Annotated in this window: 17 protein-coding genes and 2 pseudogenes; 7 read left to right on the plus strand and 12 right to left on the minus strand. The window is 55.4% G+C overall.

Annotated elements, in window-relative coordinates:
• Positions 1-216: 216 nt before the first annotated feature.
• The 3 genes from EL199_RS12435 to EL199_RS12445 are packed head-to-tail and all read right to left on the minus strand — an operon-like array spanning position 217 to position 1,840.
• Complete coding sequence (locus EL199_RS12435; RefSeq protein WP_155814359.1) at positions 217-768, minus strand: TroA family protein; 552 nt, start codon at positions 766-768, stop codon at positions 217-219.
• Positions 714-1,079 (minus strand): TroA family protein, encoded by a 366-nt coding sequence (locus EL199_RS12440; RefSeq protein ID WP_004143458.1) that lies wholly within the window; start codon positions 1,077-1,079, stop codon positions 714-716. Before EL199_RS12440 ends, EL199_RS12435 begins: the two co-directional genes overlap by 55 nt.
• Complete coding sequence (locus EL199_RS12445; RefSeq protein ID WP_004143455.1) at positions 1,076-1,840, minus strand: ABC transporter ATP-binding protein; 765 nt, start codon at positions 1,838-1,840, stop codon at positions 1,076-1,078. Before EL199_RS12445 ends, EL199_RS12440 begins: the two co-directional genes overlap by 4 nt.
• A 185-nt stretch (positions 1,841-2,025) precedes the next feature.
• Between EL199_RS12445 and EL199_RS12450 the strand changes: the two genes are divergently transcribed.
• A complete protein-coding gene (locus tag EL199_RS12450) occupies positions 2,026-3,132 on the plus strand; it encodes a hypothetical protein (protein WP_004143450.1) in 1,107 nt (368 codons plus the stop codon).
• Positions 3,133-3,365: 233 nt separating this feature from the next.
• Here EL199_RS12450 and EL199_RS13705 read toward each other — a convergent pair.
• Positions 3,366-3,512, minus strand: a pseudogene (locus EL199_RS13705) (porphobilinogen synthase); the annotation flags it as partial.
• Positions 3,513-3,523: 11 nt separating this feature from the next.
• Between EL199_RS13705 and EL199_RS12460 the strand changes: the two are divergent.
• Positions 3,524-4,330, plus strand: coding sequence for a PH domain-containing protein (locus EL199_RS12460; protein ID WP_232008310.1), 807 nt, complete (start codon positions 3,524-3,526; stop codon positions 4,328-4,330).
• A gap of 126 nt (positions 4,331-4,456) precedes the next feature.
• Positions 4,457-5,247: pseudogene (locus EL199_RS12465) on the plus strand (IS5 family transposase).
• Between the two features lie 220 nt (positions 5,248-5,467).
• Here the strand turns inward: EL199_RS12465 and EL199_RS12470 are convergent.
• From EL199_RS12470 to nagA, 8 genes are all read right to left on the minus strand, one after another.
• Positions 5,468-6,034: a YceI family protein gene (locus EL199_RS12470; RefSeq protein ID WP_004143444.1), complete on the minus strand. Its 567-nt coding sequence runs from the start codon at positions 6,032-6,034 to the stop codon at positions 5,468-5,470.
• A gap of 188 nt (positions 6,035-6,222) precedes the next feature.
• Entirely contained in the window at positions 6,223-6,843 is a 621-nt protein-coding gene (pcp, locus tag EL199_RS12475; protein WP_004143443.1) for a pyroglutamyl-peptidase I, read from the minus strand.
• 15 nt (positions 6,844-6,858) lie between these two features.
• On the minus strand, positions 6,859-7,836 hold the full coding sequence (locus tag EL199_RS12480) for a DUF979 domain-containing protein (protein ID WP_004143434.1): 978 nt from the start codon (positions 7,834-7,836) through the stop codon (positions 6,859-6,861).
• 9 nt (positions 7,837-7,845) lie between these two features.
• Positions 7,846-8,589, minus strand: a complete 744-nt coding sequence (locus EL199_RS12485; RefSeq protein ID WP_004143432.1) for a DUF969 domain-containing protein — start codon at positions 8,587-8,589, stop codon at positions 7,846-7,848.
• Positions 8,590-8,904: 315 nt separating this feature from the next.
• Complete coding sequence (locus EL199_RS12490; RefSeq protein WP_004143428.1) at positions 8,905-9,348, minus strand: gamma-glutamylcyclotransferase family protein; 444 nt, start codon at positions 9,346-9,348, stop codon at positions 8,905-8,907.
• A gap of 203 nt (positions 9,349-9,551) precedes the next feature.
• Positions 9,552-10,415: a factor H binding protein domain-containing protein gene (locus EL199_RS12495; RefSeq protein ID WP_004143426.1), complete on the minus strand. Its 864-nt coding sequence runs from the start codon at positions 10,413-10,415 to the stop codon at positions 9,552-9,554.
• A 220-nt stretch (positions 10,416-10,635) separates the two neighbouring features.
• On the minus strand, positions 10,636-10,878 hold the full coding sequence (locus tag EL199_RS12500) for a hypothetical protein (RefSeq protein ID WP_126316104.1): 243 nt from the start codon (positions 10,876-10,878) through the stop codon (positions 10,636-10,638).
• 36 nt (positions 10,879-10,914) lie between these two features.
• On the minus strand, positions 10,915-11,994 hold the full coding sequence (nagA, locus tag EL199_RS12505) for an N-acetylglucosamine-6-phosphate deacetylase (RefSeq protein WP_232008311.1): 1,080 nt from the start codon (positions 11,992-11,994) through the stop codon (positions 10,915-10,917).
• A 419-nt stretch (positions 11,995-12,413) separates the two neighbouring features.
• On the opposite strand from nagA, the gene EL199_RS12510 reads away from it, so the two are divergent.
• The 4 genes from EL199_RS12510 (at position 12,414) to EL199_RS12525 (ending at position 26,123) form a co-directional block, all read left to right on the plus strand.
• Positions 12,414-12,878 (plus strand): class I SAM-dependent methyltransferase, encoded by a 465-nt coding sequence (locus EL199_RS12510; RefSeq protein ID WP_004143420.1) that lies wholly within the window; start codon positions 12,414-12,416, stop codon positions 12,876-12,878.
• A 142-nt stretch (positions 12,879-13,020) separates the two neighbouring features.
• Positions 13,021-13,813 (plus strand): IS5 family transposase gene (locus EL199_RS12515; protein WP_232008312.1). Its coding sequence is split into 2 segments (ribosomal slippage): positions 13,021-13,284 and positions 13,286-13,813, totalling 792 coding nucleotides; the frame shifts between segments, so codons are not numbered across the junction.
• 174 nt (positions 13,814-13,987) lie between these two features.
• Complete coding sequence (locus EL199_RS12520; protein ID WP_126316106.1) at positions 13,988-22,939, plus strand: spherulation-specific family 4 protein; 8,952 nt, start codon at positions 13,988-13,990, stop codon at positions 22,937-22,939.
• 178 nt (positions 22,940-23,117) lie between these two features.
• A complete protein-coding gene (locus tag EL199_RS12525; RefSeq protein ID WP_004143537.1) occupies positions 23,118-26,123 on the plus strand; it encodes a type I restriction endonuclease subunit R in 3,006 nt (1,001 codons plus the stop codon).
• The last annotated feature ends 12 nt before the right edge of the window (positions 26,124-26,135 follow it).

Below are 26,135 nucleotides of genomic sequence, written 5' to 3' on the forward strand. Positions count from 1 at the left end.
AACCCCCTCCCCCAGTGAGGGAGGGTTGGGGTGGGGGTTAAGTGGCATACCTCGCGGTTGAACAAACACGCCTTCACACTTCTCGCACCTCCCGCCGCCGCAATCGGTTCCCATGAAAAACGCCAATGCCTTGTTCATGGGCGCCTCCCCCCCACGGGGAAGGGACTTTCCGCTGTTGTTGTCGCGCCTGTTCTCCCAGAGCGGTCAAGGTGTCCTCTACTTCCCATCCCCCACCATCGCCTCATGCACATAGCGCCCAAACAGCGCCACCGACTCCGGCCCGCCAAAAAGCCACACCGCCGGCACCTTGCGCAAACAGCGGCGCGCGCCAAAACCAATGCGCTGCCACAAATAACTGCGCGAGAGCTCCACCTCCGTCATCCGCGGAAACGGCCCGACGATGATGAGGCAGGTGTCTTCCGGCAACTGCGCCAACTCCGGCAGCGCAATCAGGCGGCTACCCCAGCGGTTGCCCGCACCCAAATCCGCCTGCTCCAGCCCCATCAAATCCAGGGAAACCCGGAACAAACTGTTCGGCGCAAAAATCCGCAACTGGCGCGCATCGGCAAACTGCACCACCGCATAACGCCGCACCTGCGGCGCCGCCGCGCGAACCTCGCGGCCATAAGCGGCAAGCGCGCTTTCCACCTGCTGCAAATAAGCGTCTGCCGCGGCGCGCTCGCCGATGGCATCGCCCATTTGTTGAGTCGCCGTTACATACGTCGCCCAACTTTGCTGCGGCGCCTCATTGCCGCCATCAAACAACACATCCACCACCGGCACATCCGGCGGATACACCGCGCGCAGATGCGTATAAAAAAATTGTCGAACACCAACGACAGCGGCAACTGCGCCAACAACTCACGGTTGGGACGATAACGCTCGCCCAAATCCATCACCGACGGCGGCTGCACCGGATCACTCATCCACAGCGGATAAATGCGCTTGTCGCCCATCGCCAGCGGCGGAAAACCCATCGCCGTCAGCGTGGAGGCCATCGCCCAATTCGGCGTCACCACCCGTTCCGCGGCAAAAAGCGGCAGCGCCAGCGCGCACAACAAAAAGAGCCAAACCCTCATACCACCGCCACCCGGTGCTTGCCGTCAGGATGATCGAGCAAATGCAAATCCACACCAAACACCTCGCGCAGGGCAGCAGCCGACATCACCTCGCCAACCGGCGCAAAACGGCACAACCGCCCCGCCTTCAGCGCAATCAACACATCACAAAAACGCGCCGCCAAATTGATGTCATGAATAATCATCACCACCGTCAGCCCGCGCTCGGCCACGAGCCGCCGCACCAACTGCAACACCTCGACCTGATAAACAATATCCAGCGCCGCCAGCGGCTCATCGAGCAACAACACCTCACTCTGCTGCGCCAAACACAGCGCCAGCCACGCCCGCTGCCGCTCGCCGCCAGAAAGCGTATTGACCGGCTGCGCGGCAAAACGCGCCACATCCGTCTGCGCCATCGCCGCCTCCACACAGGCGACATCCTCCGCCGAAGGCCGCTGCAACCAGCCCTGCCAAGGAAAACGCCCCAACATCACCAGCTCGCGCACCAAAAAATCCGCCGCATCCGGCAACTTCTGCGGCAACGACGCAATCCGCCGCGCCTGCGCCTTCGCCGAAAACGCATGCACCGCCGCGTCATCGAGCAACACCGCGCCGGAAGACGGCAACAACTCGCCGCCCAGCAGACGAATCAGCGTGGACTTGCCCGCGCCGTTATGCCCGATCACCCCATAAAACTGACCGGGCGCCAAAGAAAAAGAAACCGCATCGAGCAGGACGCGGTCGCCAGAGCGAAAAGAAACGCTATCGAGAGAAAGCATAAAAAAAGCAGGGAGAAAGAAAACGCGGGCAGCATAAATATCGCCTTAATAATAGCCAATCTTATTAAAATTTTTAATTTCAGCGCGGGTCGATGAAAAATCCGCAAGCATACGCGCCGCCCCCGCGAACGCCCGACAAAAGACTATAATTTGCGCCAGTTTTCCCCCCAACAAGGAGTATCCCGATGCACCACAAACCCCTCGCCCTGCTCGTCGCGCTTTTCGCGGGCAGCGCCCACGCCGCCGCGACATCCTTCGCCGACAGCGTCCCCGAAAAAGCCGAAGGCGTACCGCTCGCCTACATCGGCAAAACCACCACCGCCGCCACCGCCCTGACACTCACCTTCAAGCCCGACGGCGGCCACGACATCGGCGCGCTGCCACAAGGCGGCAAACTGCAAGTATTGCTCGTCGATGACAAAGGCAACCACCTCGTCGCCAGCGACTACGGCATCGTCGGCTGGGCGCAGGCGCGCGAAAACAAAGACGCAGGCAGTGAGGCCTTCCCCGCACTGGAAACCGTCGAAGACAAAGAAGCCTACGCCACCATCCACTACAACCCGCAACTCGCGGAAAAACGCGACGAACGCTACTACTTCGCCAACGAAGGCGAGGATAACCCCGCCATCGCGGGCGTACCCCAGCCGAAAAAAGACGGCGAAGACGACTACAGCGAGACCCGTCACCGCCTGCTCGAAACCGCGCTTGCGCCGGGCGGCGCGCGCTACCACGTCGATTGCAGCCCCGGCGTTGAAGGCGGGCCGTACTGCGTCCTCGTCCCCGTCAGCAAAACCCTGCCGGCAAGCGACGACGGTATCGGCGTCCCCGAAAACCTGACCCTGCCCGGCAACGGCTACCTCTACAGCCACACCGACGACGGCGCCCGCTACTTCCGCGCCCGCGAAAAATGGCGCGTCAAAGACAAAGACGCGCAAAACATCGAACAGCCCTACTACTACCTCGGCGTGGAAACCACCTACCACGGCCGCTGGCACCAGGACGAAAGCGGCGACAACGCGCCGGAAAACCGCGCTGAGCCGCTGAAACTCACCGACCGCATCGACGGCAACAAAACCGTCGCCGAAGTCGCGCCCGGCAGCAAAATTACCCTCGTCCTGATTCAGCAGCGCTTTGTCGAGCGCGAAGGCGAAGAACTCGATTACGAACAGCGCATCCCCGCCTGGCTGCTCGTCAAAACCGCGGATGGCAAAAGCGGTTGGGTAAAAATCGAGACGATGAACCCGGACAACCCCTTCCCGAACATCGAAGAACTGCACGGCTTCGCCGGCTAAACCGCCACCACACCGCCCGGACGACACCCCTGCCGTCCGGTTTTTTGCATACATCAGGAAACACCATGAACCACAACATCCTCGCCCTCCTCCTCACCGCCATCGCAGGCAGCGCCCATGCCGCCGCCGATGCCTTCAGCGACAGCATTCCCGCCAAGGCCGAAGGCGTCCCGCTCGCCTACATCGGCAAAGACACCCGCGCCGCCACCGCCTTGACGCTGACCGCCAAACCGGACGGCGGCGACGGTGATGTCGTTCAGGATGTAGCCGTCGGCGTCGGTGATGCCGTCCTGTCCGTGAATGGTGTAGGGGTCAAGCGCGACGTCCGTCATGATGCCGAGTTCCGGAAAGGCTGCTTTCACGGCGCGCACGGCTTTTTTACAGGGCAGGCTTGACTCGTTACGGAGGGCGGTTGAGGGGGAGAAGACGAGGAGGGCGCCAGATTTCGGCAGAGACACGGCACTTAACCCGCGATAGCAGTCAGTTGCGTTTGACGCCGGTGTTCGGGCTGTCTGGATATAAAAATGACGAGAGATTATGCAAGAAGAAGCTGTGCCGCCAGGAATATTTGCATGAAATTGAAAGATTTTGGTTTAATGATGCAATCATTATGTTCCATCGTCTGTTAGGAGGGGAAATGCTCAAAAATCTCATCGATCCAAACGAAACTATCTTGTGGCAGGGTAAACCGCACCATTTTTTATATACACTAGGTAATCCGCTCATTTATCCTTTTGCTCTGTGTTGGGGGATTTTTGACTTGTTTTTTATGACAAAGTTCAATGCCGCATCGCACGGAATCTTCCCGTTTATGAATTTCTTTATGTTTCTTCACCTGGCCCCGGTGTGGTACGCGCTGTTTTCGCCTGTTTATCGTTTTTTTAATTGGTACCGCATTGATTATGCACTTACCGATAAACGCCTGTATTTCACCGCTGGGCTTATCGGGCTGGATATCACCAGTGCCGAACTGCCCGAAGTGCAGAATTTGCGCGTGTATGTGGGCGTGATGGAAACCCTGTTCAAGCGGGGGACCATTCGTTTTGGTAATACAAATGCCCTACGTTTCGTGGAAAAGCCTTACGAGGTTTATAAGCAGATTCAGCAAACCGCGATGGATATCACCACAGACCGTCAATTTCCCAACCAATTGCGTCCCCAAGAAAATCCGGGCTATCAAACCCGGTATAAGCCTTAATATTTTTGAGCTACCTAAAACAGGTCGTCTGAAAGCAGGTTTTGCTACTTTCAGGCGGTCTTTAATTTAGGGGCTGTACTAGATTAGCCCTAAGAACGTGTTCATTCTCTGCTGTAAACTATCGGCATGAACAGAAAAACCTACCCAAGCGATATCAGTCGCGAGCAATTTGCGCCTCTCCTCCCCCTGTTGGAAAGTGCCCGTAAACGCACAGCGCCACGCCAGGTGGACTTGTACGATGTCTCGTGCCATTCTCTATCTGCAACGCACCGGCTGCTCCTGGCGCGCTTTGCCGGGCGATTTCCCCAAATGGCGCACCGTGCATTCCTACTTCCAGAGATGGACTGCGCCACGCGAGAGTGGCATCAGCATCCTTGAGGAAGCATTAAAAAAATCAGGTAGTTGCGAAGCGCCGCAAGCAGGGGCGCCATGAAGCAACCACTTTCCTGATTATTGATGCGCAGAGTGTGAAGAACACGGATACCGCCATGGAAAAAGGCTACGATGCGGGCAAGAAAGTGAGCGGTATCAAGCGGCATATAGCGGTTGACACGCAGGGTTTGCCGCATGCGCTTGCGGTAACGACGGCGGATGTTACGGATAGAAAAGGTTGTCTTTTGGCACTAAAACGCGAGCTGGATAGTCTTGGTGCGATACAAAAAATCCTTGCTGACGGTGGTTACACGGGTCAGGCATTTGCTTTGTCGGTACAGGAGTTGATTGGTGCGGAGGTAGAGATTGCCAAACGAAACGAATTACACCGTTTTGCAGTATTGCCGAAGCGATGGGTAGTAGAGCGCAGCTTTTCCTGGTTGGAAAAGAACAGGCGGCTTTGGAAAAACTGCGAGCGTAAGTTGAGTACCAGTCTGCAAATGGTAGCTTTGGCTTTCTTGGGAGTCCTGCTACGAAGACTGTGAACACGCTCTTAGAGCGCAGGATGCCACACAGTGTAAAACCGGCACAGCGGTAAATGCCAAGAGCGGGATAGTTGCAGGATAGTGCAGAGCGAAATTCAGTCTGCCATGCATTTCTTCACTTTCACCACCCGACATACGCCGCTTGACGCACATCCAAACTCGAATTTCGCGCAAAAGAAAACCCCGCTCAAGCGGGGTTTTCTTATTCAGGCGAAGCCTTTTACTTCGCCGCTTCTTTCTTGTCACCGGCACGGATGCCTTCGCCGGAAACGCTGACCTTCACCAGCGGCGCGACCTCGATATTGGCGCCGTAATCGGCGGGTTTCAGATCAAAGGCAGTGCTGAAGCCACTGCGGTAGCCGCCCCACGGGTCGCTGCCTTCGCCCACTTTGCTAACCGGCACGGTGATGCTTTGCGTTTTACCGTGGAAGGTGAGGTCGCCAGTGAGTTGACCGTCTTTCCAGGCGGTGGATTTGAAGGTGGCTTCCGGGTACTGGCTGCTTTCCAGGTATTTTTGCAGGTGTTCGTCGCGCTCGCCGAAGCCGGTATCCAGCGAAGGGATTTTGACGGTTACGGTTACGTCTTTGATTTCGCCGCTGTCGCTGTCGTAGGTGTAGCTACCGCTTACGTCTTTGAAGAGACCGGGAATGGTGCTATAGCCAAGGTGGGAAACGCCGATTTGCACGTAGAAGTGGGTTGGGTCAATGTCGTATTTGACTGGGGCGGCGATGGCGGCGCTGCCAGCAAACAGGGCGGCAGTTAAAAGTGCGCTGCGGATAGTTGTCATGGAGGTTCTCCGGTTGTGAATGAAGCGGCGCATGGTAGCCACTATGCTTTGCGGGGTCGTTACGGTTTGGCTATTTGCAATCCTGTGCACAAAAAGCGCTGCAAACAGATGCAAATTCTGAACGAATGCCGCGTGAACGCTGATAAAAAACTCCGCTCGAGGCGGAGTTTTTTAATCGTGGCTGCCGCTTAATCCAAAGCTGCAATCATCGTTTCAAACCCTTTGAGCAGGGTATCGAGCGACATGGTGGCGACTTGCGCGTCTTTGCCGCTGCGCACCGCCATTTGTTCCGGCAGGTAGGGGATGTGGATGAAGCCGGCGGGGATGGCCGTTTTGCCTTGCGTGGTGAGGTAGTGCAGCAGGCCGTAGAGCAGGTGGTTGCAGACGTAGGTGCCAGCCGAGTTGGAGACGCTGGCCGGGATGCCCTGCGCCTTGACGTTCGCGACCATTTTTTTGATCGGCAGCGTCGCCCAGTAGGCGACCGGGCCGCCAGTGACGACGGGTTCGTCAATCGGCTGGTTGCCTTTGTTGTCGGGGATACGGAAGTCGTCGATATTGATGCCGACGCGTTCCACCGTGATGTCCGGACGGCCGCCCGCCTGGCCGATGGTGATGACGGCATTGGGCTGCAATTCTTCAATCGCCGCCTGCACGGCTTTCAGCGCCTCAAAACGCACCACCGGGATTTCCCGCGCGATGACTTCGTAGCCGTTGATGGTTTTGCCTTGCAGGCCTTTCGCCACTTCCAGCGCGGGGTTGACGGATTCGCCGTCGAAGGGTTGGAAGCCGGTAATCAGCAGTTTTTTCATGGTTTACCTCGTTATTCAGAAGCCAAGGAAGTACATCAGAAGGATATTGACGCAGAGCATGATGAGCGCCATCGGGATTTGCGCCTTGATGACACCATATTTGTTGTCCATTTCCAGGAGCGCCGCCGGAACGATATTGAAGTTGGCGGCCATCGGCGTCATCAACGTGCCGCAATAACCGGCCAGCATGGCAATCGGCGCGACGATCAACGGGTTGGCGTGATGCAATTGGATGGCAAGCGGGATGCCGATACCGGTCGTCATCACCGCAAAGGCGGCGAAAGCGTTGCCCATGATGACGGTGAAGAAGGCCATGCCGATGCAGTAAGCGGCGGCGACGGCGAAGCCGATATGGGTCGGCACGATTTGCGCGACGATGTAGGAGACGGTACCACCAATGCCGGCCTTGTCGAAGAGCGTACCGAGAGCGGCGAGCAGTTGCGAGAGGATGGCGGCCCAGCCGATGGCATCAAGCAGGCGGCGGCCTTCATGGAAGGATTGCAGCGGCGAGCCACGGGTGATGAGGAACACAAGCAGCAGCGACAGCAACGCGGCGACACCGAAGCCGATGAGCGCACCGAGGTCGGTGATACGCGGCCAGGCGATGAAAAAGGTGAGTACACCAACGCCGAGCACCGGGATGAAAAGCAAGTTGCCGAGGCGCGTGGCGGCAGCCAGTTTCGCAGCCGGTGCAGCTTCCTTGTATTCGCCTTTGCCCAGTTGCTTGGTGGCGACGATGACCGCCATCAGGATGACCAGCCAGCCAGCAATTTCCCCGGCGGCCAGTCCAGTCAGTTTGGCGAGATGATCGCAGCCGTAAAAGGTAATGGCATAAACAATCCAGAATACCGCTGTGCCAATCCGTTTCGGGTTCTTGCGGTCAACAATGGTCAAAATGCCGAATATCAGCAGATAAATGGCGCAAAAGATATAGACATAATCTAGAGTAATCACGCTTTTCAGCTGAAGCAGGGAAATACTTTCTTCTTTCATGGCAGTATCCTAGGATTTATTGGTAGCAGTATCAGCATGAGAGCCTTGCGCGTTATAAGCGGCAATCTCTTTCTCAATGGATTTGTCGAAAAGATAGAAACGGATAATGGCCAGCAGTAAAACGATGATCGCTGTTGGTAGGCAATAGAACGCCATCGTCTCTAATTCGCTGGGCAGATTGTTTTGCTCCAATACGCCTTTAATCAACAATAATCCGCCGGAAGCGACAAACAGCAATTGCCCGAAGAAATTGCCGTAGTTTTCGCTGGCGGCTGCCTGGGCGCGGATGCGGTCCAGTGTTTCCTTGGAAGCCTGCCGTCCTTTCAGCGCTGCCGCTTCGCCCATCGGTGCAATCAGCGGGCGGATAAAGGTCGGGTGACCGCCCAGCGATACACCGAGAGCGACGATACATTGACGGATAAACATATAAAGACTGAATATCCGCCCGGCAGTCACGGCTTTCAATTTACCAATCAAAATTTCCGCGCGTTCACGCAAGCCGTAATGCTCGGCGAGACCAATCACCGGCAATACCAGCACAAATAGCGACATATAGCGGTTCTTAATAAAGGCGTCACCAATGATGGTCACGATTTCACGCACACCCATCTTGGCGGCAAGACCGGTAACAAAACCGGCGACGATAACAACTAACAGCGCATTAAAACGCAGGGCCAAACCGACCACCATCACCAGAATGCCCGAAAGCACCCATAATTGCTGCGCATCCAGAAAATGTTGGGCATTTTCCATGGGAGAACTCCTAAATCAGATAAAGAAAAAGAAAGAGGTTGTGCCATAAGGGGCATAGAAACGGTTGCGTGATGGGTGATTACCTCCTGCAAGGATGCGCCGATACGGCGAAATGTGTGAAATTGGTGTGGAAATATGCGCTTTCATTACAAAATTGTCAAGAAATTGTGGAATTGCGCGTGAAATACGGGCGGATTATTGCGTTTTCTTGGGAATATTCCCGTTCTTTGAGCGAAAAAACGCGTCTTTCATATCATTCATGCTGAAAAAATCCCCTGCTCTGGCGAGCAGGGGTGGAGTTTTACGGCGACAATATCAACTGCGCACGGCGTTGTGCAAAATATTGGTATCAAAGCCAAAATCACGATAGCCAATTTCACAGATTTCAACATAATGCGCGGCAGGCTGCCCATGCGGCATCCCATCCACCATCACATAGAGAAACACCTCGGCGGGCGACTCGCTGCCGTCTCTGCCTTGCAGCATGACCGTCATCATTACCTTCCCGTACAAATCGGGAAAATCCTCATAGACATCCAGCGCCTGCTCATCGGCAGCGCTGACCGCCCAGATACCCAATGGCACCACACCATCCGCCTGCGGCTCGATGGTCAGCATCACATTGCCCGGCCTGCCGCGATAATGCAGGGCATAGCCGCCAAGCAACGCGTGACCGACACGCACCGCCTGCGGACAACGCTGCCGCATATCCGCCAGGTGCAAATTGCTGCCGTATGCCGCATACAGTTTCTGCTTCATGATTTTTTTGCCTTTATATCGGTTAAACAAGCGGCGCAAAGTATAGCAGAGGCAATGAAGAAGCGGTTTTCTCAACCCAAAAATTGGGTCGAAGGAGATTTACCTCGATCTTGTGCTCTCCTTCTCACTACCAGTTATCAACAGGTTAAAAAATAATCCCGCCATGGAGCGGGATTATTTATTGGATATTTTAAGATAGAACTTTATTGTCGAGTAGCACCAAAGACAGCTTCATTATCATCACTTTTACCTGATGATAAATGATCAGTTCTTGTGATATCACCTACTATTTCTTCAGCATTAGGACCTGCAAAGACACCTTCTATCACACCACGCGTATCACTCTCTCTAACTTCAGATTCCAACTGTCCGCCAATAGTAATCCTATTAGGAATAAAGTAGTTAACGCCAGCATCTGCCTTAACTTTCATTGTTTCTCTATTAAAGAGAGATAAATTTTCAACCCTACCTGTAATATCTCGCGTAGAAAAATTAACATTTAGTGATATATTACCATCTTGCGTTCCACGATATAGGATTGGTCCTGAATAAGTAGCATTTCCTGTTATGGGTACTTTATCAGAAGGAGTTCCCTGAGCAACAAAGAAAATATCATCAAAGTTGTTAACTAAGTTCTTATAATTTCCAAAGGTAGCATAAGACATATTATAGTAATCCACAATACCTCCGCCAGGAGTACTAGTATGATGCAACCCCTTTCCCCCATTAAAATAATAAGCTTTCAAGCTATAGTCCTGAGGGCGATGAACACCATTTAAAATAGTATTTGTATTTTCCGAATATTGTCGTATCGCATCTGTCTGTCCATGAAATAATTTATGATTTTTAAATCCATCTATCCGTCTCCATTCTTCTGTATTATGACTTCCAATTTGATTATTGGTATTGTTATTAGGCATATCCATCTTTGGTTCAGATGGAATATTGTTAGGGCCCGTCGTTCTATCAGCAACGCCACCATCTCCACCACTACCACCGCAGGCGGTCAACGCAATGGCGGTAAAGAGACTAATGGCTAGTGGTTTAAAGGTTGTTCCGAGTTCCATAGGAGATTTCCTTTCGGTTATTGAAGAGACTACCTAATAATTTTGCTATTAGGCAAAAGCATTTTAACACCCATAAGACAAAATTCCAAATGTTTTATTAAGAACAAGGTGCTAGGAATGAGGCCTCTATTTACTACCTATTTGCGATGCAGCTTGTTGTTTTTATGCGGCGTATATTGCGCCGCCACGCGGTCTTTATTCCGCCTGACGGCACCAGTATCTATGGCATTCCCGGCATTGGCGCGGGTTGAGCATTTTGCATCCGCTCTTTGGTCCAATAGCTGCGCGGATCTTCCGTCGTCGGCGCCGGGGTGGCGGTCGAGCTATCCGAGGCCTCCGGCATAGTGGGAGTTTCCGGCGGTGGCGGTGCGATAAAGTTTTCGCGGCCTCCACCACCACCGCCACAGGCGGCAAGAACACTGAGGGAGAGCAAGGCAATCGTCAGTGGTGTCGTGGTTTTCATAAGGACCTCTCTTGGTTGTGGTGAAGCGGGGTGATGTTATGTGGTCGGTAATGCTTGCAACTGCATTGCATCGCTCAGCCACAGCACGTCGTTCACATCGCGACGGGTGATGCGCGCCAGATCAGGGCAGTCAAGGTAGCGCGCGGGGTTGGTGATAACCATGCCGAGCGCGTCTTCCACCGCGAGGTGCATGTAGCGGATGGCGTTTTGCACGCATTGCAGCAGGGTGACGTGCGCGCCGGCAAGCGAGCCGTGTTCGTTGACCAGACGGTCTTTTTCGACGAAGACGCGCACCCCGCCCGGCAGGGTAAATTCGCGGATATCCGTGCCGATGGTGTGCATGGAATCGGTGACGAGGATGAGGCGGTCTTTGCCGATGAGTTTGCAGGCGGCGGCAAGCGAGAAGGGGTCAACGTGCACACCGTCGGCGATGATGCCGCAGTAGAGGCGCAGTTCGGCGGCACTACCGATAACGCTCGGCTCGCGGCCCACCAGCGGCGGCATGGCGTTGTAGAGGTGGGTTACGCCGCCGAGGCCTTCGGCAAAGGCACGCTGCATATCGGCTTTTGTCGCCATGGTGTGCGCGGCGTTGACGCGGATGCCAAGCTCGCGGATGCTGCGGACGGTGCCCGCCGGGACGCGTTCCGGTGCCAGCGAGATGATGCTGTGTTGCAGGTCGGCGGCGTGTTTTTCGTAGCAGGCGAAGTCTTTGTCATCGGGGGCGCGGATGAGGAGCGGATCATGCGTGCCGTGTTTTTCCGGATGGATGAACGGCCCCTCGAAATGCCCGCCGAGGATGCCATGCACATGGCGGCTCGCTTCGGCGATGCTGGCGATGCCGCGCAGGTAGTTATCCTGCGTGTCGCAGATGAAGGTCGGCAGCATGGCGACGGTGCCATAGGTGCGGTGCGCAGCGAGGATGTGCGCGAGGCCTTCTGCATCACAGTGCGCATTCACCAGATATCCGCCGCCACCATTTGCCTGCGTTTCGATGAAGCCGGGGCTGATGATGCCGCCGTCCAGGCGGCATACGGGTGCATCAACGGGCAGGTCGCTGTCGGCGATGATGGCGACGGTTTTGCCACCGTCAACGAGCAGGCTGTGCTCGTGCAACATGACGCCATCGTGAAAGATACGCGCGCCTTGGTAATAGAGGGTTATGGTAGTTCCTGGTGGAGGTGAGGCGGCTATTGTAGCACTGCGACTAGGCGGAGGGTTGCAGGGCAAAAAATTTACTTCTATTATCCATTCCTGTATCTCGCAAACAGGCAAAAAGGTGAATCATGGAGGCAAAGAAAAAATCATCTGGCGGGTGGTTGCATGGCTTTATTTTTGGGCTTTTACTTTCTATAGCCTTTAATTTTTTCTGGAATTACCTTTATCCAAAATTACAAGTGAAATATGAACTTGAATGGAATAGATTTTTTCCTCTTTTGGATTTTTTGCACTGACTGTAATGATATATGCTTATTACCAGTACAGAAAGGAACGAAATATAAAGAAGACAGAATAATCATTCCATCACGAGAAATAGCATGGCCCAATTCAACGATCCCGCCGCTTACGAACGCTACATGGGCGGCTGGAGCCGCGCGGCAGGTGAACAATTTTTAGACTGGCTGGGACAACCGCACGGCCTGCGCTGGTTGGATAACGGCTGCGGCAACGGCATATTCAGCGAACTGCTCTGGCAACAGGCACAACCGGCAAGACTGGACGGCATTGACATCTCACCGGAACTGCTCGCTCACGCGCGGCAGCGTCTGCCGCAGAGAATCACCCTGCACCACGGCGATGCCAATGCCTTGCCCTTTGCCGCTGGCAGTTTCGATGCTGCCGCAATGGAGCTGGTCATCGTCTTTCTCGCTGACGCGCTGCAAGCCGTGCGTGAAATGCAGCGTGTGGTGCGTAGCGGCGGGATGGTCGCCACTTACATTTGGGATTTGCCGCATGGCTTCCCCTATGCCGACGCTTTTGCCGCCTTATCGGCAGACATGTAGGCGGCAGTGCGCGCGGCATTACAAAAACGTCTGCCTGCCGCGCCCGACGGCAGCATCCTCGTGACTGCCCGCGCCCACGCGGCAAAGGGAATCCGCGCTTAGAACGTGTTCATTGTCTCAGCCTCTGCTGTAAACTATCGGCATGAACAGAAAAACCTACCCAAGCGATATCAGTCGCGAGCAATTTGCGCCTCTCCTTCCCCTGCTGGAAAGTGCCCGTAAACGCACAGCGCCACGCCAGGTGGACTTGTACGATGTCTTTTGTGCCATTCTCTACCTGCAACGCACTGGCTGCTCCTGGCGCGCTTTGCCGGGCGATTTCCCCAAATGGCGTACCGTGCATTCCTACTTCCAGAGATGGACTGAGCTACGCGAGAGTGGCATCAGCATCCTTGAGGAAGCATTAAAAAAATCAGGTAGTTGCGGAGCGCCGCAAGCAGGGGCGCCATGAAGCAACCACTTTCCTGATTATTGATGCGCAGAGTGTGAAGAACACGGATACCGCCATGGAAAAAGGCTACGATGCGGGCAAGAAGGTTAGCGGTATCAAGCGACATATAGCGGTTGACACGCAGGGTTTGCCGCATGCGCTTGCGGTAACGACGGCGGATGTTACGGATAGAAAAGGTTGTCTTTTGGCACTAAAACGCGAGCTGGATAATCTTGGTGCGATACAAATAATCCTTGCTGACGGTGGTTACACGGGTAAGGCATTTGCTTCGTCGGTACAGGAGTTGATTGGTGCGGAGGTAGAGATTGCCAAACGAAACGAATTGCACCGTTTTGCAGTATTGCCGAAGCGATGGGTAGTAGAGCGCAGCTTTTCCTGGTTGGAAAAGAACAGGCGGCTTTGGAAAAACTGCGAGCGTAAGTTGAGTACCAGTCTGCAAATGGTAGCTTTGGCTTTCTTGGGAGTCCTGCTACGAAGACTGTGAACACGTTCTAAACAGCGGTGATGGCATGGTTGCTGCTATCAAATTAAAGAAGAATGACACCTACCAGAGCCCCGCAACCTACCGTTTCGTGGCAAAATATTACCGTCACATTACCGGCCTATTTACAAGTTATGAAAGACCCGGGAAAACAACCGCTTAACCAGGAGACCCGTCATGGCCCGCATCACCCTTAGTCTGAAAAACCCCGTCGGTGACATCCTTGCCACCTACGCGCTTGATACCACTGGCGTGGTACAGCACATCGAGGCAATGGATGACGTGTACTATCAGTTTACGGATGAGGCGAGCGGGATCGGGCCGGAACAGCTGATCACCGAGCGGAAGGGTGATGACCTCTACATCGCCTTTGATGATGGCACCGACCTGATCATCGACCACTACTTTAGCCAGGGAGAAGGCGCGCTGGTTGGCACACAAGCCAACGGCGGACTGCATAGCTACCCCGTGGCCGCCCTTAGCGAACACGAATTGGCAGCGGAAGTTGCCGCTGCACAAACGTTTGCGCCTGATACTGTGGACAACGCCGGGCTGGCCGCTCTCGGTGGGCTCGCCCTGGTGGGCGGTGGTATCGCACTTGCCGCGCATAACCACGACAAACATCATCACGACAACAACGTGACACCGCAGCCGCAACCCGAACCACAACCCAACCCGAACCCGCAACCCAACCCGAACCCGAACCCGAACCCGAACCCGAACCCGAACCCGAACCCGAACCCGCAACCCAACCCGAACCCGCAACCTAACCCGAACCCGCAACCTAACCCGAACCCGCAACCTAACCCGAACCCGCAACCTAACCCGAACCCGCAACCTAACCCGAACCCGCAACCTAACCCGAACCCGCAACCTAACCCGAATCCGCAACCCAATCCAAATCCGCAACCCAATCCAAATCCGCAACCCAATCCAAATCCGCAACCCAATCCAAATCCGCAACCTAACCCGAACCCACAGCCGCCGCAACCCAATCACGCGGGCAAAATTAGCATCAGCGGCGAGGCGAAAGTCGGACAAACGCTGACCGCCGCCGTTGCCGATGACGACGGCGTACCCGCTAACGTGCAATACCAATGGCTGCGCGACGGTCGGCCCATCAGCGGACAAACGGGCAGCAGCTACACGCTCACCAAAGACGACGCGGGACACAAAATCACCGTACGCGCGACCTACAAAGACAACGCTGGACATGATGAAAGCCCGCTGAGCGAGGCAACAGCAGCAGTTGCCGACGTCCCTGCACCGAATCCGCAGCCTAATCCGAACCCGCAGCCGCAACCCAATCACGAAGGGAAAATCACCCTTAGCGGCGAAGCGAAAGTCGGACAAACCCTGACCGCTGCCGTTAGCGATGACGACGGCGTACCAAGCAACGTGCAATACCAGTGGTTACGCGACGGCCAGCCGATTAACGGACAAACGGGCAGCAGCTACACGCTCACCAAAGACGACGCGGGACACAAAATCACCGTACGCGCGACCTACAAAGACAACGCTGGACATGATGAAAGCCCGCTGAGCGAGGCTACCGCTACCGTCGCTGATACCCCTGCACCAAATCCGCCGCCGCAACCCAATCACGAAGGCAAAATCAGCATCAGCGGTGAGGCCAAAGTCGGACAAACGCTGACCGCTGCCGTTAGCGATGACGACGGCGTACCCGCTAACGTGCAATACCAGTGGTTGCGTGACGGTCAGCCGATTGCCAACCAAACAGGCAACACCTATACCCTCACCCGCGACGACGCGGGACACAAAATCACCGTACGCGCGACCTACAAAGACAACGCCGGACACGACGAAAGCCCGCTAAGCGAGGCAACAGCGGCGGTTGCTGACGTCCCCGCGCCAAATCCGCAGCCAAATCCGCAGCCAAACCCACAACCGAATCCAAACCCGAATCCGCAACCGCAACCCAATCACGCAGGCAAAATCAGTATCAGCGGCGAAGCGAAAGTCGGGCAAACGCTGACCGCAGCCGTTAGCGATGACGACGGCGTACCAAGCGACGTGCAATACCAATGGCTACGAGACGGCCAGCCGATTGCCAACCAAACAGGCAGCAGCTACACGCTCACCCGCGACGACGCCGGGCACAAAATCACCGTGCGCGCGATCTACAAAGACAACGCCGGACACGACGAAACCCCGTTGAGCGAGGCCACGGCTACCGTCGCCGATACCCCGGCACCAAATCCGCCGCCGCAACCGAATCACGCAGGGAAAATCAGCATCAGTGGTGAGGCCAAAGTTGGACAAACATTGACCGCTGCCGTTAGCGATGACGACGGCGTACCCGCTAACGTGCAATACCAGTGGTTGCGTGACGGCCAGCCGATTGCCAATCAAACAGGCAACACCTATACCCTCACCCGCGACGACGCGGGACACAAAATCATCGTGCGCGCGACCTACAAAGACAACGCCGGACACGATGAAAGCCCGACGAGCGAGGCGACGGCGAGCGTGGCAGATAACGCTAACGCGCCGTTGATGCACGACGATTTCTCGTCCTATCCACTGCACAAGACTTACGTCGATAACGATACTTTTGGTGCGTGGAAAGTGGCCTTTGCCGGCTATGGCAACGCTGAAATCATTGATAACGGTGGTGGCAATCAGGCCTTGCAATTAAAGCCGATGGCGCGTAGCGGACAGACAGAGACTTCATCCACAATGGTTGTTAGCACCATGCAGACGGGGGATGAGTTCACTTATAGCGGCACCATCGCCACTCCTGAACAGCTGCGTCAGGGTGCAATACCCAATGCTTGGGAAACGGCATGGCTCGTGTGGAATCACACCGATAACGACCACTACTATTATTTTGTTGCCCGCGCTGATGGTTGGGAACTCGGCAAACGCGACCCTGCTTACAGCGGTGGCCAGCGCTTCATGGCGACCGGCAGCGAAAGCTGGCCGTTGGCGGAGCCCAAAAATTTTGTCGTCACGAAAAGCGGCAACACCGTGGAAATCAGCATCAACGGCAAGGTGATTACCACCTTTACCGATGACGAAAATCCCTATACCGGCGGCACCATCGGCCTCTATACCGAAGATGCGCGCATCGTCGCCGATGACATCAACCTGACGGCAACGGCCAACATCACCGGCACGACCAACCACGGTGGCGTGGCCTCCATCAGCGGCAAGGCCGCGACCGGTGAAGTCTTGCACGCCGCCATCAGCGATGGCGACGGTGCTGTCAGCAACGTTAGCTATCAGTGGATGGCCGCCGGCAAGGAGATCAGCGGAGCAACCGGCGAAACCTACACCGTCACAGCGGATAACAGCGGCAAAATCATCAGCGTGCGCATCACCTATACCGATAGCACTGGCAAAGTGGAAAGCGTCATCAGCCCGCCCACAGCCGTAGTAGACAGCGGCAATGACGGCGGTGCGAACCAACGGGGGCAAGTCACCCTGAGCGGCACAGCCGCCGTCGGCGAGACCCTGACTGCAAACGTTAGCGATGGCGACGGCCTGCCTGACCGCATCCAGTACACCTGGCTGGCAAACGGAGCGGCGATCAACGGCGCGAACGGCAGCAGCTATACCATCACCGCCGCCGATGTCGGCAAAGTCATCAGTGTGCAGGTGTATTACTACGATAAGGCAGGGCATGAGGAAAACCTGCTCAGTGACGCTACAAACGCCGTCACCGACACCGCACCGCCGCCGGCGGAAAACCACGCACCGACCGGCAGCGTCACCATTACAGGCGAAGCCGTAGTCGGCAAAACCCTCAACGCCTCTAATGACCTGGCCGATGATGACGGCTTGGGTAACATTACCTATCACTGGCTGGCGGATGGCAAAGAAATCGGCACGGGGGCGAGCTACACCCTGACCGAAGCCGAAAAAGGCAAAACTATCACGGTTAAAGCGACCTATACCGACGGCAAAGGCACAGCAGAAGCGGTGGAAAGCCGTGCGACCGATGCCGTCGCTGAAGATACCCCGCCCCCCGCGAACCACGAAGGCACAGTTGCTATCAGTGGTGAAGCCAAGATTGGCAGCACTCTCACCGCTGCCCTTGATGACAAGGACGGTGTTGACACCGCCCAGGCACAATACCAATGGCTGCGCGACGGACAACCCATCGACAAGGCCAACGGCAGCACCTATACGCTCAGTAAAAACGACGCCGGACATAAAATCAGCGTGCAGGCGACCTATAAAGACAACGCTGGGCATGATGAAAGTCCGACGAGCGAGGTGACTGACATCCCCGCCCCGCCGCCGAATCAACCGGGCACCGTCACCATCACAGGCGAAGCACTGGTCGACAAAACCCTGACCGCGACCATTGACGACAAAGATGGCGTTGACCCCGCCCAGGCGCATTACCAATGGCTGGTAGACGGTAAAGCCGTGGATGGCGCGACGAATGCCACCTACAAAGTCCGCCCCGAAGATGCTGGCAAAGCCATCAGCGTGCACGTCGAATACACCGACAACGCCGCGCACGATGAAAAGCTCGATAGCAGTGCGGCCGATGCCACTGTGGATCACCACAGCGGCTACAAACTTGTCTGGAAGGATGAATTTGACGGCACCACGCTTAACCGCGATAACTGGGGCTATCAGACCGGCGGCTGGAACAGCTCGAAAGTGCAGAACTACTACAGCGACAGTGACAAAAACGTCTCCGTCAGCGATGGCAGTCTCAAAATCACCACGCACCACGAAAGCACCCCCATCAAGACTGGCTCGGGCGAGAACGAGAAAAGCTACGACTTCTCCTCAGGCTTCGTGCAAACCCAGGGCAAGCAGGCGTGGACTTACGGCTACTTTGAGGCACGGCTGAAAATGCCGAATGCCGAAAACGGCAGCCTGTGGCCGGCATTCTGGATGAGTCCGGACAAAGCCAAATATGGTGGCTGGCCGCGCAGTGGCGAAATAGACGTCCTTGAAACCCGCAGCTACATCAACAACGAAGACCGCGATCACGACGGGCAAATCAAAGTTGCCGCCGATGCCCACTGGGGCACCGGCTACGGCAAAGGCAACCACCGCCATAAACAGGGCATCACCTACGTGGATGGCAGCGACGAATGGCACACCTATGCCGTCAAATGGCAGGAAGGCAAACTCGAATACTACGTTGATGGCCGTCACTACCACACCATTGACAACTTCGCTGCGCCGAACGCCACTGATCACCCCGGCCCGTTCAATATCCCGTTCTACCTGCGTCTCAACGTTGCGGTCGGTGGCGACTACATGACCGGGAAATACCAAGATGCGCACAACAGCATCGACAAATTCCCGGCGACGATGGAAGTCGATTACGTCCGCGTTTACCAGTTGGACGGCACGCCGCCGACTCCGCCGCAGACCAATCATGCGCCGACAGGCAGCGTCACCATCACAGGCGAAGCCGTGGTTGGTAAAACGCTTAGCGCCTCTAATGACCTGGCCGACGAAGACGGCTTGGGCAACATCACCTATCACTGGCTGGCGGATGGCAAAGAAATCGGCACAGGAGCGAGTTACACCCTGACCGAAGCCGAAAAAGGCAAAACCATCACGGTTAAAGCGACCTATACCGACGGTAAAGGCACAGCAGAAGCGGTGGAAAGTCGTGCGACCGATGCCGTCGCCGAAGATACCCCGCCGCCGGCGGAAAACCACGCGCCGACTGGAGCCGTGACCGTGAGCGGCGTCGTGCAGGTTGGCGAGACCCTCGTTGCCGGCAATAACCTAGCCGATGAAGACGGCATGGGGCAAGTCAGCTACCAATGGCTGCGTGACGGCCAGGACATCAGCGGTGCAACGAGCGACAAATACACCCTGACCGATGCCGATGCCGGGCATCAGATCAGCGTCCGCGCCAGCTATACCGACGGCGCCAGCCACGCTGAACAGAAAGTCAGCTTCACCACCGGCAATACCGCCGCCGCAGGCAGTGCGCCGACTTACCACGACACCTCAGGTCAAGCGGAAATCGAATGGGCCGGCGTGAAATGGCATGTGCGCGACAGCGACTGGAATTCAGGCTCACCCGGCAGTGGCAACTGGTCGCGCGGCAATACGCAGATTGACGGCACCGACATGCATATGTCGCTGACCAATCCGGACGGTAAAACCCCGATCGCTTCGGAAATCATCTCCAGCAACGCGATGGGTTACGGCACTTATGAGACCACCTTCCGCGCCGATTTCAGCAAGTTTGATCCCTACACCGTCTTCGGCTTCTTCACCTATGAATGGTCGCAGACGACTGTGGCTGGCAACCGCGAAATCGACGGCATCGAAGTTTCGCGCTGGGGTGATCCGACCTTGAAAGGCGTCTTCACCTACTATCCGCCGTCCGCAGCCGACAATGGCATCAAAATGCGGCCGGGATACACCTGGGCGGAAGACGTCAAACACGTCAGCATGAAACTCGAATGGCAGCCCAACAAAATTACCTGGACCCTGCGCAACGCGGAAAACGGCGAAGTGCTGCACCAGGTCGAAAGCACGCGCGACATCCCGGATGCAGCGAACCAGCAGGTGCACTTCAACCTGTGGACTTACAAACCGACCGATCCGCCGAACGAATGGTGGACAGCGGCGCCGCAGAAAGTCACCCTCGGCTCCTTCAACTACACCCCGCTTGCCGGTGGCAACAATCCGCCACCCGCGAACAAAGAAGGCACCGTCACCATCAGCGGAGACGCGAAAGTGGGCGGCGTGCTGACGGCGACCGTTACCGACGGCGACGGCATACAGGAAAGCGCCATCACCTACAAATGGCTGCGCGACGGTCAGCCGATTGCGAGTGCCGAAGGCAAGACCTACACCCTGACTGCGGATGATGCCGGGCATAAAATCACTGTGCAGGCGACCTATAAAGACAATGCCAATCACGACGAAAAACCGTCTGCGACCCAAGACATCGCCCAGCAACAGCCGCCAAGCAGTGAAAACCACCTCGGCAGCGTCACCGTCAAGGGTGAAGCCAAAGTGGGCAGCACCATGACGGCGGAAATCAACGACCAGGATGGTGTACCGGAGAGCGGCATCACTTGGGAATGGTATGGCAACGACACCCTGATCCCCGGTGCCAACAAAGCAACTTTTGAAGTTACCGAAGCCGTCAACGGTATGCAGCTACGCGCCAAAGCTATCTATAAAGACAAGCTCGGACACGACGAAAACCCGATCAGCGACCTCACTCCGGCCGTCGTGCCGAAAGACGGCGGTGATCACAGCGGTCTCTTCCCGCCGCCGGCCGCCGATGCCCCGCGCGTCAACCTGAGTGGCGCGGCGAGCGTCAACGAAGGTAGCCGTGCCGACTACACCGTCAGCCTTGACGGCGGCAAGGCGCTGGAACAAGACGTCAGTGTGGATGTGCGCATCAAACATGGCACAACCGACACGAATGATGCCAATATCACCTGGAAGATCCAGCGGGTGGTCATCCCCAAAGGACAAACCAGTGCGACCTTCCACGTTGATGCCACAGCCGATGGCCAGGCAGAAGGCAAGGAAAACTACACCGTGGAAATCCACAATGCCGTCGTCGGCAACGTGCAGCCGCAAAGCGTGCCGCCCTTTACCGGCAGCGTCACCGCACAGTCGCAAATCATCCCGGCCTACAAATACCCGACCGGCGCTTGGGAAACAGACACCTATTGGGATACCGTGCATAAACTGGGCGGCGGCAAAATCCCCTACACCATCATCAATCCGGCAAGCGGGGCAGGCGAAAAAGTTGATCCCAATTACAGCAAACTCGTTGATGACAACATTGCGGCGGGTATCAAGAACATCGGCTACATCCGCACCATCTACCAAACCCGCCCGATAGAAGACGTCAAAGCCGAAGTTGACCGCTACATAGAGTTCTACGGCAAAGACAAAGTGCACGGCTTCTTCTTCGACGAAGTCAGCTCACAAAGCAACGCGGCGACCGCCTATATGGCCGAGCTGTACAAATACGTGAAGAGCAAGGGACTAGAAAAAACCGTGATTGCCAACCCGGGGACACACATCACCGACGACATCGCGCCTTACGCCGATATCTTCGTAACTACAGAAGTCGGCGCTAACCAGTACATCAACGGATACGAACAGCCGAAATCTGCCTTTGAGAACGATCCGAAGAACGCGTCACGTATCTACCATATGATCCATGACGTACCGCCGGAACAATACGACCGGGTGCTGCAACTCTCTCGCGAACGCAACGCCGGCTGGGTCTTCATCACCAGCGACAAACAGGAAGATCCGCTGCCGTCAAACCAGTGGAAAGAACATCCGGAGCAGGATGGCAACCCGTATAACCACCTGCCGGACAACATGGAGTCGCTGAGCGGGCGCATCAGCAACCTGCCCATGCCGGAATCCCCACTGAATCACGACAGCGGCAGCATCGTCAGTGCCAACATCGGTAACAGCAGCGTGACCACGGAAATCATTGATACCGATTCGGCCAGCGGTCACATGCGCGCACCGGAAGAAGCCGTCATCCAGCATGACGACGCGACCGCTGCACAAAGCGCACACCACGAACAGGACGACGTTGCGCAGCAGCACAGCGACGATAGCGGGCATAACCCGCTGCTGGGCGAAGAACTGCAACACGCCGACCTCAGCGGCCTGCTTAACCTCGACAGCGAAGCCGTGCTCAACTACCTCGGCGAACACGGTGTCGGCCTGCTCGCGCAAGCACAAGCGCACAACGGCCTGCACAGCATCGAAGGTAGCGACGCAGCGGACACCTTCATCACTGCGCACGGTAACCACCAGTTGAGCGGCGGCCAAGGCGCAGACACCTTTGCCTTCCTGCTCGACGGCCACAGCAGCGGTGACCGTATTGCCGACTTCAACATCGCCGAAGGCGACCGCATTGTCTTCGCCGGTGAACACATGAAAGGCGCGCAAATTTCCGTTTCGCACGAACACGGCGGCACCCAGGTAAACGTCACCGACAGCGCGGGCAATAGCCACAGCGTGGAAATTGCCCGCAGCAGCGGCGAAACCCTCAGTGATAAAGACCTCCTGAGCCATGTCGAAATCCGCGGCCCGCAGGGCTATCACGACACTGCCTACCACGGTAACGTGAACCAGCACCTGCCGGAAGAGGAGCACCACAGCGGCATCGTCATCTAAGCGATAGCGCACGCCGACTGACCGCCTGCCATCACTGGCAGGCGGTTTTTTATTGCTTCAACTTCCTTCCCTACCCCAACCTGCCTTGCCGCGCAAAATATCCTCTCGCACGACAACACCCGTCTTGTCCATTACTACTATAATGAACGCAACAAAAGAAAACCTATCCAGAAAAAATATGCCCCAAACCCACAACGAAAACTCCCGCGTCAAAATCCCTGCAGTCTTACACCTGATGCGGTTGGGCTACGATTACCTCTCACTCAAAAACGAAAATTGGGACAAACTAACTAACATCTTTCCTGAAATCTTTATAGAAAGCCTCTGCCGCATTAATCCCGATTTATCGCCGGACGATGCACGCCGCCTGCTCGCCGACATACGCTTAGAGCTGGATAACGAAGACTTGGGGCAAAAGTTTTACGAGCGCCTCACCAATCAATCTGGTGGCAAGAAACTGATCGACTTCCAAAATTTCAATAACAACAGCTTCCACGTTGTAACCGAATTGCCCTGTATCAACGGCGATGAAGAATTCCGCCCCGACATTACGCTGCTGGTAAACGGCATGCCTTTAGTCTTTATCGAAGTCAAAAAACCCAACAACAAAGGCGGCATCGGCGAAGAGCGGGAGCGCATGGGCAAACGTGCGAACAACCCCAAATTCCGCCGTTTTATCAACATCACCCAATTCATGATTTTTTCCAACAACATGGAATACGATGACGGCGCAACCGAGCCGGCGCAAGGCGCGTTTTACGCCTCGTCTGCTTACGGCAAGCCAGTGTTCAACTACTTCCGCGAAGAGCACAAATTAAATCTTGCCGAATTATTGAACACGCTTTCAGACGACCTCGAAAACAAAGTCCTGCAAGACAACAACCTGCCCGTTATCAAACACAGCCCCGAATTTATCAGCAATAAATCGCCCGAAACACCGACCAACCGCATCCTGACTTCGCTGCTTTGCCGAGAGCGCCTCGCCTTTCTCCTGCAACACGGGTTGACGTATGTCAAAACCGACCAAGGCGCGCTGCAAAAACACATCATGCGCTATCCGCAGCTATTTGCCACTCTCGCCATTGAAAAACATTTGGCAAACGGCGGCAAAAAAGGCGTGATTTGGCACACCCAAGGCTCCGGCAAAACCGCGCTTGCCTATTACAACACCCGTTACTTGACCCACTATTACGCCAAACAGGGCATCGTGCCGAAATTCTATTTCATCGTGGATAGGCTCGATTTATTGAAACAGGCGCAGCGGGAATTTACCGCCCGCGACTTAATCGTCCATACCATCGACAGCCGCGAAGCCTTTGCTGCCGACATCAAATCCGCCCAAACCCTGCACAACCACGCAGGCAAAGCGGAAATCACTGTCGTTAACATCCAAAAATTCAAAGACGACCCCGATGTTGTCGCCCGTAACGACTACGACCTCGCCATCCAGCGCGTCTATTTTCTTGATGAAGTACACCGCAGCTACAACCCCAAAGGCTCGTTTCTTGCCAACCTCAACCAGTCCGACGTAAACGCCGTCAAAATCGGGCTGACCGGCACGCCGCTTATCGGCGTAACCGCAGGCAACGTCAACACCCGCGAGCTCTTCGGCGACTACATCCACAAATACTATTACAACGCCTCCATTGCCGACGGCTACACCCTGCGCCTGATTCGTGAAGAAATTAGCAGCCAATACAAAGCCCAATTACAAGAAGCACTGGCGCAGCTTGAAGTCGAAAAAGGCAGCTTTGACCGCAAAGAAATCTACGCCCATCCGCATTTCGTCCGCCCGATGCTCGACTATATCTTGGGCGACTTTGCCAAATTCAGAAAAACCAACCAAGACGACAGCCTCGGCGCCATGGTCGTTTGCGACAGTGCAGAACAGGCGCGGCAACTCTTTGACCATTTTCAGACGGCCTCAGACCACAATCTCACCGCTACGCTGATATTGCACGACGTCGGCACTAAAGACGAGCGCGACCAATGGGTCAAAGATTTTAAAGCGGGCAAAACCGACATCCTGTTTGTGTACAACATGCTTTTGACCGGTTTTGACGCGCCGCGCCTGAAAAAACTCTATTTGGGCAGACTGATAAAAGCCCATAACCTTTTACAAACCCTGACCCGTGTCAACCGAACCTACAAATCTTACCGCTACGGCTATGTTGTTGATTTTGCCGACATCGAGCGCGAATTCGACAAAACCAACCGCGCCTATTGGGACGAACTTTCTAACGAATTGGGCGATGAAATCGGCAGTTACAGCCAGCTTTTCAAAACTGCCGAAGAAATCGAACAGGAAATCACCGGCATCAAAAACGCCCTGTTTGATTTCGATACCGAAAACGCCGAAGAATTTTGCAGCCAAATTAGCCAAATAGAAGACAAAAAACAGCTTCTAGCCTTAAAAAAAGCCCTGCAAACCGCCAAAGAGTTGTACAACATCCTGCGTTTGCAAGGCAGCCATGAATTTCTTGCGCATCTGGATTTTGACAAGCTCAATCTTTTGTACCGCGAAACCGCCGCCCGCTTGGATACCTTAAACCTTGCCGAAAAATTACAGCAAGGCGACACCGCCCATTTGCTCAATGAAGCGCTGGAAGACGTTTACTTCCAATTCGTCAAAATCGGCGAAGCTGAACTCAAACTTGCCGACGATTTAAAAGACATCATGCGCAAAGTCCGCGAAGGGCTGGCGGGCAACTTCGACCAAGAAGACCCCGAATACATCAGCCTGCGCGAAGAGCTGGAACGCATCTTCAAGAAAAAGAACCTCGCCGAAGTCGGGCAGGAAGAAATGCAGGCAAACATCGCCACACTCGAAACCGTCTATACCAAAATCAAAGAGTTGAACCGCCAAAACGACCTCTTGCGGCACAAATACGGCGGCGACGCCAAATACGCGCGTACCCACAAGCGGCTCATGGAAAACGCCGCCCTCTACGGCGATAAACTCAAAGTCTTTAACGCGCTAAACGGTGTAAAAACCGATGCCGACCAAAAAGTGCTGGATATGGAGCAGATTTTGGACAACCAAAATTACTTTGAAAAACAAATGCAGGGCATCGTATTAAAACGCTTTAGAACGGAGCAACAATTTCCTGTTCGGCCCCAAGACATCCAAGCCATCAACCGCCTGTTGGTGCGGGAATATTTAAAAGAAAGCGGGCGGATTTGAGGAGTAGATTTT

The sequence above is a fragment of the Cardiobacterium hominis genome (assembly GCF_900637305.1).
Lineage (GTDB): Bacteria > Pseudomonadota > Gammaproteobacteria > Cardiobacteriales > Cardiobacteriaceae > Cardiobacterium > Cardiobacterium hominis.